Annotated in this window: 6 protein-coding genes and 3 pseudogenes; 6 read left to right on the top strand and 3 right to left on the bottom strand. The window is 52.9% G+C overall.

Translation table 11 applies throughout. From position 1 onward, the window contains the following. The 5 genes and pseudogenes from F8561_RS17120 to fghA all read left to right on the top strand — a co-directional run. Positions 1–558, top strand: a pseudogene (locus tag F8561_RS17120) (IS1-like element IS1X4 family transposase); the annotation flags it as partial. Between the two features lie 113 nt (positions 559–671). Beyond that, entirely contained in the window at positions 672–947 is a 276-nt protein-coding gene (frmR, locus tag F8561_RS17125; protein WP_017384071.1) for a formaldehyde-responsive transcriptional repressor FrmR, read from the top strand. A 34-nt stretch (positions 948–981) separates the two neighbouring features. Continuing rightward, positions 982–2091, top strand: coding sequence for an S-(hydroxymethyl)glutathione dehydrogenase (gene frmA / locus F8561_RS17130; RefSeq protein WP_017384070.1), 1110 nt, complete (start codon positions 982–984; stop codon positions 2089–2091). Positions 2092–2134: 43 nt separating this feature from the next. Continuing rightward, a complete protein-coding gene (locus F8561_RS17135; protein WP_012561111.1) occupies positions 2135–2533 on the top strand; it encodes a VOC family protein in 399 nt (132 codons plus the stop codon). Positions 2534–2597: 64 nt separating this feature from the next. Beyond that, positions 2598–3434: an S-formylglutathione hydrolase gene (gene fghA / locus F8561_RS17140; RefSeq protein ID WP_012561110.1), complete on the top strand. Its 837-nt coding sequence runs from the start codon at positions 2598–2600 to the stop codon at positions 3432–3434. A gap of 199 nt (positions 3435–3633) precedes the next feature. Here the strand turns inward: fghA and F8561_RS17145 are convergent. Next, positions 3634–4767: pseudogene (locus tag F8561_RS17145) on the bottom strand (IS3 family transposase). Positions 4768–5383: 616 nt separating this feature from the next. Between F8561_RS17145 and F8561_RS17155 the strand changes: the two are divergent. Continuing rightward, positions 5384–8035, top strand: coding sequence for an excinuclease ABC subunit UvrA (locus F8561_RS17155; RefSeq protein WP_012561117.1), 2652 nt, complete (start codon positions 5384–5386; stop codon positions 8033–8035). Positions 8036–8106: 71 nt separating this feature from the next. Here F8561_RS17155 and F8561_RS17160 read toward each other — a convergent pair. Both F8561_RS17160 and F8561_RS17165 read right to left on the bottom strand, forming a co-directional pair. Then, positions 8107–8406: pseudogene (locus F8561_RS17160) on the bottom strand (IS66 family transposase); the annotation flags it as partial. Between the two features lie 308 nt (positions 8407–8714). Continuing rightward, on the bottom strand, positions 8715–9953 hold the full coding sequence (locus F8561_RS17165; RefSeq protein ID WP_012291449.1) for an IS110 family transposase: 1239 nt from the start codon (positions 9951–9953) through the stop codon (positions 8715–8717). Positions 9954–10178 lie beyond the last annotated feature (225 nt).

The raw sequence follows: 10178 nt of genomic DNA on the forward strand, positions 1-10178 counted from the left end.
CTCTCAGCCCGGTACACACCAGAAAATTATTGATATGGCCATGAATGGCGTCGGATGTCGCGCCAGTGCACGCATTATGGGCGTTGGCCTCAACACGATTTTACGACACTTAAAAAACTCAGGCCGCAGTCGGTAAACTCACGCATACAACCGGGCAGTGACGTCATTGTTTGCGCGGAAATGGACGAACAGTGGGGTTACGTCGGCGCTAAATCACGCCAGCGCTGGTTGTTTTACGCGTATGACAGGATACGGAGGACGGTTGTGGCGCACGTATTCGGTGAACGCACGTTGGCCACGCTGGAGCGTCTTCTGAGCCTGCTGTCGGCCTTTGAGGTCGTGGTATGGATGACGGATGGCTGGCCGCTGTATGAATCACGCCTGAAGGGAGAACTGCACGTTATCAGCAAGCGATATACGCAGCGCATTGAGCGGCATAACCTGAATCTGAGGCAGCATCTGGCAAGGCTGGGCAGGAAGTCACTGTCGTTCTCAAAATCGGTGGAGCTGCATGACAAAGTCATCGGGCATTATCTGAACATAAAACACTATCAGTAAGTTGGAGTCATTACCGGTGCTCTGATATATTTATTATACTATAGTGGGGTATGTGTTGATCTTAATGTAATACTCCCCTATAGTATAAGAAATACAGAGCAGTGAGGTAAGCAATGCCCAGTACTCCTGAAGAGAAAAAAAAGGTCCTAACCCGGGTTCGCCGTATCCGGGGTCAGATTGATGCTCTGGAAAGAGCACTTGAAAGTGGCGCTGAATGCCGTTCCGTTCTCCAGCAAATCGCCGCCGTCCGGGGCGCCGCTAACGGACTGATGGCAGAGGTGCTGGAGAGCCACATACGGGAAACCTTTGACCAGAATGACAGCTACAGTCATGAAGTCAGTAAATCAGTTGACGATACGATTGAGCTGGTTCGTGCCTATCTTAAATAGGTGAGGCCATTATTACATTGAGGATATATTACGTATGAAATCACGTGCCGCTGTTGCATTTGCACCAGGGAAGCCCCTGGAGATTGTTGAAATTGATGTTGCTCCGCCTAAAAAAGGCGAGGTGCTGATTAAAAACACCCACACAGGTGTCTGCCATACCGATGCCTTTACCCTCTCAGGGAATGACCCTGAGGGCGTTTTCCCGGTGGTTCTCGGCCACGAGGGAGCCGGTATCGTCGTTGAAGTTGGTGAAGGCGTCACCAGTGTGAAGCCGGGTGACCATGTTATTCCGCTCTACACCGCTGAATGCGGGGAGTGTGAATTCTGCCAGTCCGGTAAAACGAACCTCTGTGTATCGGTTCGCGAGACTCAGGGCAAAGGACTGATGCCTGACGGGACCACTCGCTTTTCATACAACGGTCAGCCTCTTTACCACTACATGGGATGTTCCACATTCAGTGAATACACCGTTGTGGCCGAGGTTTCTCTGGCAAAAATTAACCCGGAGGCGAACCATGAACACGTCTGCCTGTTGGGTTGTGGCGTGACTACCGGTATTGGCGCCGTCCATAACACGGCTAAAGTGCAGCCGGGCGATTCAGTTGCCATTTTTGGTCTGGGGGCAATTGGTCTGGCTGCGGTACAGGGGGCCCGTCAGGCAAAAGCGGGACGTATTATCGCTATCGATACTAATCCGACAAAATTTGACCTGGCCCGTCAGTTCGGGGCCACTGACTGCATTAACCCGAATGATTATGACAAACCGATTAAAGATGTTCTGCTGGATATCAACAAGTGGGGTATTGACCATACCTTTGAATGTATCGGTAACGTTAACGTCATGCGTGCAGCGCTGGAAAGTGCTCACCGTGGGTGGGGGCAGTCCGTTGTCATTGGTGTCGCAGGGGCCGGACAGGAGATTTCCACCCGTCCTTTCCAGCTGGTCACCGGGCGCGTATGGAAAGGTTCCGCGTTTGGCGGAGTAAAAGGCCGCACTCAGCTCCCCGGTATGGTCGAGGATGCCATGAAGGGGGATATTGACCTTGAGCCATTTGTAACCCATACGATGACACTGGATGAAATCAATGACGCCTTCGAGCTTATGCATGAAGGCAAATCTATCCGGACAGTGATTCATTACTGATCCCATCAGAATTTTAATCAACTCAAACTGAAGGAAGTGGAAAATGACAACTCCGGTAATTTCTGGTGACGGCATCTTTTCTCATGTGTTCATTGGCGCAGCCGATGTCGAGAAATCCTCCGCATTTTACGATGTCGTCCTGGGCACGCTTGGTATCAATAACCTCGGCCCGTTTGGCAACGGCTGGGTACTCTATGGCCGCGAAAAGCCGGCATTTATCATTGCCCGTCCGGGCAACGGTGAAGCACCTTCCGCTAACGGGGTGACTGTCGGCTTCGCTGCTGCCACCCCGGAAGAGGTTGATGCTTTCCATGCTGCCGGCCTTGCCGCCGGTGGAGCTGATGAAGGTCAACCTGGCCCGCGTGGTCACCTTCCCGGGGCCTATGCTGCCTACCTGCGGGATCCGGCGGGTAACAAAATCACGGCGTATACGTTTATCTGACGTCCGGATTTAAAGATACTTCCCCTGGCTTCGGTCAGGGGAAATAACCATGAGATAACGGCTGATGGAACTCATTGAGCAGCATGCCAGCTCTGGCGGCTGGCAAAACGTGTACCGGCATTATTCACAATCCCTTAATTGTGAAATGAATTTCGGTGTGTATCTTCCTCCCAAAGCAGTAACAGAAAAACTGCCGGTACTATACTGGTTGTCGGGCCTGACCTGTACTGAGCAGAATTTCATCACCAAATCAGGTATGCAGCATTATGCAGCCCGGCATAACGTCATCGTTGTTGTCCCGGATACCAGTCCCCGGGGTAATAATGTCCCGGATGCCGACAGTTACGATCTTGGCCAGGGGGCCGGTTTTTATCTGAACGCGACGGAACAGCCGTGGAATGTTCATTACAGGATGTATGACTATATTCTCAGAGAGCTTCCGGATGTCGTCATGAATCATTTTCCTGCAACGGCAAGAAAATCTATATCCGGTCATTCTATGGGAGGGCTGGGTGCTCTGGTGCTGGCTCTGCGAAATCCTGGTGAATATGTGAGCGTATCAGCATTTTCCCCGATAGTATCGCCTTCTCAGGTGCCATGGGGGCAACAGGCATTTAGCGCTTACCTGGGTGAAAACAGAAAAACGTGGGAAGCCTACGATCCAGTCAGCCTCATTTTACAGGGTGAAAAATTACCAGAAATCTTCATTGATCAGGGGCTGAGTGACGCCTTTTATGAAGAGCAACTGCGCACCAAAATCCTTGAGAGAGTATGCAATGAGATGAACCTCAATGCGTCGTTCCGATATCATACTGGATACGACCACAGCTATTATTTCATTTCCAGCTTTATTGGTGAGCACATTGCTTACCATGCCAACAGGCTCAGGCTGTCAGCATGAGTTGATTTCCAGCCTCAGAAAATGTGCTTAATTTTCAGGCCTGAACAGGGCCTGAACCCTGCAGACCTGAGATGTACTGTAACTGAATCGCCACGGATAATCTAGACACTTCCGAGCCGTTGATGGACTGACCCCGCCCCGGTAGACGATCCTGCCCTATAGTTTGGACTGACCCCACGCCTGTAGACAAATCCTGTCCTCACGACGAGGCCTGTTCGAAGGCCTCCGGACTGACGTCGCCGAGGTGGCTGTGGCGCCGGGACCGGTTATAGAAGACTTCAATGTAATCGAAGATCCGCCCGGGCCAGATCCCTGGTTTTATATATGCGTTTTCTGATCCGTTCTTTTTTCAGCGAACTGAAGAACGATTCGGCCACCGCATTATCCCAGCAGTTGCCACGCCGGCTCATGCTCGGCGCCAGGTTATTGGCCCGGTAGAAGCGCTGCCAGTCGTCACTGCCGTACTGGCTGCCCTGATCGCTATGTACGATAACCTCGCTGTCTGGTTTTCGGCGCCAGACCGCCATCATCAGCGCGTCGAGCGCCAGTTCGCGTGAGAGAGTGGGTTTCATCGACCAGCCGACCACATTACGGGCGAAGAGATCGATAACCACCGCCAGATACAGCCAGCCCTGCCAGGTGCGGATATAAGTAATATCGGTGACCCAGACCTGGGTGGCCCGGACAACGGTGAACTGCCGCTGCACGAGATTAGGAGCAACGACTGAAGGCCTGCCAGCGATACGACGTGGCGCTTTATAGCCGCGCACAGCTTTAATCCGGTCCAGTTGCATGATCCGACCCACCCGGTTTCTACCACAGGTTTCCCCGATTTCGTTCAGATCGCCATGAACCCGCCGGTAACCGTATACGCCTCCGCTCAGGGAATATGAGTCGCGGATAAGCATCAGCAGGCGCTGGTTATCTTTATCACGCGCCGAGACAGGGTTATGCAGCCACGCATAGAACCCGGCCCGGGCGACATTCAGTACCCGACACATCGTCATCACACCCCATACAGTTCGGTGCTCATTGATAAAGCGGTACTTCAGTCGGGCTCCTTTGCAAAGTACCGCGCGGCCTTTTTCAGGATATCCCGTTCTTCTTCGGTGCGTTTTAGCTGCGCCCGGAGTTTCAGGATCTCGCTTTTAGCTTCCAGTAAATCCCGGGCATGCTGCTCGCTGTTATCAGGTTTGATAGCCCGTAGCCACTTGTAGAGGCGGTGTGCAGAGACGCCCAGACGCTCAGATACTTAGGCGACGGAATAACCGCGTTCCGTTATCTGACGGACGGCTTCTTCCTTAAATTCAGGTGTAAATCGTGGTGTGCCCATACGCTCCTCCTATACTCAAACTATAGGGCAGGATCGTCTACCGGGGCGGGGTCAGTCCAGGGAGCCGTTAACGACCTGATGGCGGTTGTTCTGGAAAGCTATCTTCGGGAGGAATTCCCCGATACGGGCAAACGAAATGAGTCGCAGAAGAGGTCAATCGACGACACCATTTCGATAGTCCGCTCCTATCTCCGTTAACTCTGCCAGGCAGATGTCTGATGGGGTCTAAAACTGTAATGAAAGGAAATGACATATGAAATCACGTGCATTATTCATCTGTATTTTTTAATTGGTACCCGAAACCGCCTGAGTGTCGCCATCAGCTGGGTCTGGAACCACAGCGTCGCGTACCGGGGAGCCCGCATTATCACGGGAGCCAAATCTCCGGTCCCGGGTACGCCGCCAGCCAGTTCTCATACAGAAGGCGGATCCGCAGGGTACCGCTGAAACTTCAGCGGTGTCCCACATGGTACCACCGGGCCCAGCTTCAGCAATCTGTTTCCAGTCACACAAACGCTTTTTTCGACGGGCTTTCTGATCGAGCGGTCCGGCACACCAGATACCGTCACAAGAGGTGGCCTTATTAAGAGCGGACACACCTAGCACAGGAAATTCTATGGCAAAGAAACTTTTCGGTTATCATCCCATCCTGACTGACGACAACAATTCAGTTGTGATTCGCGGTGCTCGCGAGAACAACCTTAAAGAGGTGGATGTTTCCATTCCGCGCAACGCATTGGTTGTTTTTTCGGGTGTGTCAGGCTCGGGTAAGTCTTCACTGGCCTTTGGCACCATTTATGCTGAGGCGCAACGGCGCTACTTTGAATCGGTTGCCCCCTACGCTCGTCGCCTCATTGATCAGGTCGGGGTTCCGGATGTGGATGCCATTGACGGACTGCCGCCAGCCGTTGCGCTTCAGCAACAACGCGGTGCCAGTAACGCGCGCTCCTCTGTCGGCAGCGTGACCACCTTATCCAGTCTGGTGCGAATGATGTACTCACGGGCGGGCGCTTATCCTGCCGGACAACCGATGCTGTATGCCGAGGATTTTTCTCCCAACACGCCGCAGGGGGCATGCCCTTCTTGCCATGGTCTGGGCCATATCTATGAGGTAACTGAAACACTGATGGTGCCCGATCCCTCACTTAGTATCCGTGAAAAGGCTATTGCTTCCTGGCCCCCGGCCTGGCACGGACAGAATCTGCGGGATATTCTGGTGACGCTGGGGTATGACATCGACACTCCCTGGAAAAATCTGCCAGCGGAAGACCGTCAGTGGATCCTTTTTACCGAAGACACCCCCACTGTACCGGTTTTCCCGGGACTGAGTCCGGAAGATACGCGCGAAGCCGTCAGGAAAAAAATGACGCCGGGTTATATGGGGACCTTCACCGGGGCACGTCGTTATGTGCTACATACCTTCGCCAGCACGCAAAGCGCGTTGATGAGAAAACGAGTCTCCCGTTTTATGGAAGGCAAGCTGTGTCCGGTCTGTCACGGGAAAAGACTGAAGTCAGAATCATTGTCCGTCACCTTTGCCGGTGTGGACATTGGTGAATTTATGCAGATGCCCTTAGACCAGCTGGCGGAATTGCTCCTTCCAATCTCCCGGGGGGATTTCAGTGCCCACCACGCCGGCGCAGATGCCGACAGGGATATCACCCGTCGGGATCTGACAGAGCGTGCTGCATCCGGAAAAGCGGTCCATTCCGATAACGCCGATGTCTGCCGGACATCGGCGTTATCGGAAGAGAAACGACTGGCGGCACAACGGCTGACCGGTGGTGTCATGGCCCGGTTGTATCAGTTGCAGAAGCTGGGGCTGGGTTATCTTACGCTGGACAGAGCAACCCCAACTCTATCTGCAGGAGAGCTTCAGCGACTGCGTCTTGCCACGCAACTCAGTTCGATGCTGTTTGGTGTGGTCTATGTTCTTGATGAACCGTCTGCGGGTCTGCACCCCTCAGACAGTAAAGCGCTTTACGATGCGCTTGAGAACCTTCGTGATGCCGGCAACTCGGTGTTTGTCGTTGAACATGATCTTAACCTGATGCGACGGGCGCAATGGCTTGTTGATGTGGGACCGTCGGCTGGTGAACAGGGAGGACATGTTCTCTACAGTGGTATTCCTGAAGATCTGAAAGCCGTCACCCAATCTCGTACCGCGCGTTATTTATTTGATGAAGTCCGGCCACCACAATCTTTTGCCCGTATCCCATCCGGGTGGCTGAAACTGCAGGGGATCCATCGCCACAATCTTAAGTGGATCGATGTTGATATTCCTCTGGGTGTGCTGACAGCCGTGACGGGAGTCTCTGGCTCCGGTAAATCCAGTCTGATTGCCCAGGCCTTACCGGAACTGGTGCTTTCTTCACTTGGCGGTGAGCCAGAAGACGTGCTTTCCGAAGCCAGCGACGCTGAGGGGCCATCCGTAACGGAGAAAACGTACGGTACCCTGACCGGTGATACCGGACTGGTAAAGCGTCTGGTTCAGGTTGACCAGAAACCGATAGGCAGGACCCCCCGTTCAAACCTGGCGACATATACCGGGTTGTTTGATCCTGTTCGTAAGCTCTTTGCCGGAACGACTGACGCCAAACTCCATCATTACGATGCGGGTCAATTCTCTTTCAATGTGGCAAAAGGCCGCTGTGCAACCTGTGAAGGTGAAGGATTCGTCAGCGTGGAGCTGTTGTTTATGCCGAGCGTGTATGCACCGTGCCCGACCTGCCATGGCGCGCGGTATAACCGGGATACTCTCAGGATCTGCTGGCAGGACAAAAATATCGCGGAGGTCCTGCATATGACGGTGGATGAAGCCAGTCAGTTCTTTGCGACTGAAGAACCAGTGGCTCGTCCCCTCCGTCTGCTGAGTGAAATTGGTCTGGGCTACCTGCGTCTGGGACAACCAGCAACCGAGTTATCCGGAGGGGAGGCGCAAAGGATCAAGCTGGCAACCGAACTACAACGTAGCCAACGTGGCCACACGTTGTATATCCTAGATGAACCGACAACCGGCCTGCATGCTTCAGACGCCGACCGCCTCCTTGTGCAGCTGCAGCGGCTTGTTGATGCAGAAAATACGGTGATAATGATTGAACACGATATGCGGGCGGTTACTCAGGCAGACCAGGTTATCGACATCGGTCCTGGAGCGGGACATGAGGGAGGACGCCTGGTTGCCGCAGGAACTCCCGAACAGGTATCGCAGGTCAAAGAAAGCCGTACCGCACAGTATATTGCCAGGGAACTCTCACGGAACGGTTAAAAAGGGCTGTGTCGTCATTGCGTCAATGGCGGCACATTCCCGGCGTGTTCTGTATCAGTAATCTCCCGCAGGTATAATTTCAGCGCATCCCACTGGTTCAGCGCGTACGCGAACGCCTTCGACAGCTCCGAGTGCCGTGACAGCGTTTTCTGCTTTTCACGCAGCCAGCCCTCCAGCGCGGTCAGCAGCGGTACCGCTTTTTCCTGCCGAATGGCCAGCCGTTCCGCCGCGCTTTTGCCCCGGATGCCCGCCTCGATGCCATACAGCTCGCCGATACGGCACAGCGCTTCGGTCGTGGTGTCAGAGGGCGTCCGCACGTGCACGTCCGCCTGCAACACCCCGCTGAACCCCGCAAGATGCGACTGCGGATGTGTAACGCTGGCGTGATAGAAATTTTAAGTCAGTCATCAGGTGTCCACCTAATTAGGGGTCAGTTTGGATATCGAAAATTATTGTACGTCAAGGTTATTTTTTGACCTCTCTACTTTAGCGGGCCTCAGCCGACGAAACTTATCGGAAGCCGGTACCGGCCAGTCTGACTGAAGATGGAAGCAAAATTAATGCTGTGGGCTACCATACCTTCTTTAACAGGTGATTTGTGAACTGCAACTTCTCGGAACGGGAGTTTGCGCAAGGACCGGAAGTCCGCTTCACGCCCTGAGACATTCGACAAGCTTTTTTATGGCTTCAGTAAGGGCGACTTTCGCGCTTCCAGTGCCAGCAAATACTTCGCTTCATCGTACTGGGTCTTGGTCTTCCAGCAGCGGTAAATGATCCTTATCCATTTGAAGGCCAGAGCCCGGATTGCAGACTGGTGAGATTTTCCTTTTTCTCGCAGTCCCCGATAATAAAGTCTGGCCCAGTATGATGAGTTAACCGTCTTGGCAGCCCATTCAACAAAGGTTTGCCGGACGAACTTGGCACACTGCCATCGCCAGTGAACCCAGGATTTCTGGCCACTTCGTTCTGTCACCGGTGCAATACCTGCGTAGTTTTGAATTTCTTCAGCGCTGTTAAACCGGTCACGGTTATCACCAAGTGCAGCAAGCATTCGTGGTCCCAAACACGGCCCCATGCCCGGAAGTGATTTGAACAGCCCCGAATCTGGCAATGTGTCAAACAGCGTTTCGATTCGTTCGTCATAGGTTTTGATGATTTCACTCACGACTTTAATTTGTGTCGCCAGTGCTGTTGCCATCAAAGCATTAGCCTCTATAACACTCGGGTCTGTCGTCAACGGAATGGCGTTATCAATACTCACAACACGCTGCTCGGTAAGGGCCATTGCGCGGCCACCTTTGGCATTGAGAAAGTTGCGGATCGTGTCTCGCCTGGCTCGTTTTAGTTGTTGCAGACTGGGCCATCGCATAATCAGTTCACACAATAGCAAGCTACCCCGATGTGAGAACCACTCCAGGGGCTGAGGATAATACTGTTTGAGTGTGTTGATTAGCCGGTTCACAAAACGGCGCTTATCTTCAACCAACTGACGACGCTGCTCAACCAGTTGCTGGAGTAACCGGATATCGGCATTGTCGGGTTCAATGGCTTTTATCTTTTGGGGATAACGCAGCATTAACTCTAATGCCAGCTCGGCATCCTGCGGGTCATCTTTAGCACCGCTGGGCGAGAAGGCTTGCCGGTAACGAGCCAGAGACAAAGCGTGGACGGGGAAAACGGTGATAAATGGATATTTCTGAAGAGCATACACCACGGGACCTTTCTTCAGCTCAACGGCGATAGCGATCCTGCCTTTTACCTTCTGGTGTAACTCGGTAAGCCAGACATCAAGCGCTTCCGGCGTATGTTCAATCACATGGAATGTGCGTTCACCGTTTTTAAACTGAACACAGACATCGTGCTTTTTATCTGCCCAGTCCAGACCAACGTGCGCAGCAAATTGATTAGTCTCAGTCATCACCAACTCCTTTTTATCGGGGATTGGTATGCATTCCACGCTCTTCGAAAGAAATATAGCCAGCAGTTATCTGCATGCCCTGAGTATTCGTTAGCGAACGTGGAGCACCTACTGGCTCGAAAGAAAAGCGGCGATCATCGCATGATTCTCGCTCAATATTCGTAACCAGTAAGCGCATACCCTGAATCACTTCAAAGTGTAATTCTCAGGGTGCGAATGACTATA

The sequence above is a fragment of the Enterobacter sp. 198 genome, from assembly GCF_009025585.1.
Lineage (GTDB): Bacteria > Pseudomonadota > Gammaproteobacteria > Enterobacterales > Enterobacteriaceae > Enterobacter > Enterobacter ludwigii.

Bases quoted from the DNA above. Each gene is read 5' to 3' on its own strand.
- F8561_RS17165 (WP_012291449.1), bottom strand. From the start codon at position 9,953: ATGACTGAGACTAATCAATTTGCTGCGCACGTTGGTCTGGACTGGGCA.
- fghA (WP_012561110.1), top strand. From the start codon at position 2,598: ATGGAACTCATTGAGCAGCATGCCAGCTCTGGCGGCTGGCAAAACGTG.
- frmA (WP_017384070.1), top strand. From the start codon at position 982: ATGAAATCACGTGCCGCTGTTGCATTTGCACCAGGGAAGCCCCTGGAG.
- frmR (WP_017384071.1), top strand. From the start codon at position 672: ATGCCCAGTACTCCTGAAGAGAAAAAAAAGGTCCTAACCCGGGTTCGC.
- F8561_RS17155 (WP_012561117.1), top strand. From the start codon at position 5,384: ATGGCAAAGAAACTTTTCGGTTATCATCCCATCCTGACTGACGACAAC.
- F8561_RS17135 (WP_012561111.1), top strand. From the start codon at position 2,135: ATGACAACTCCGGTAATTTCTGGTGACGGCATCTTTTCTCATGTGTTC.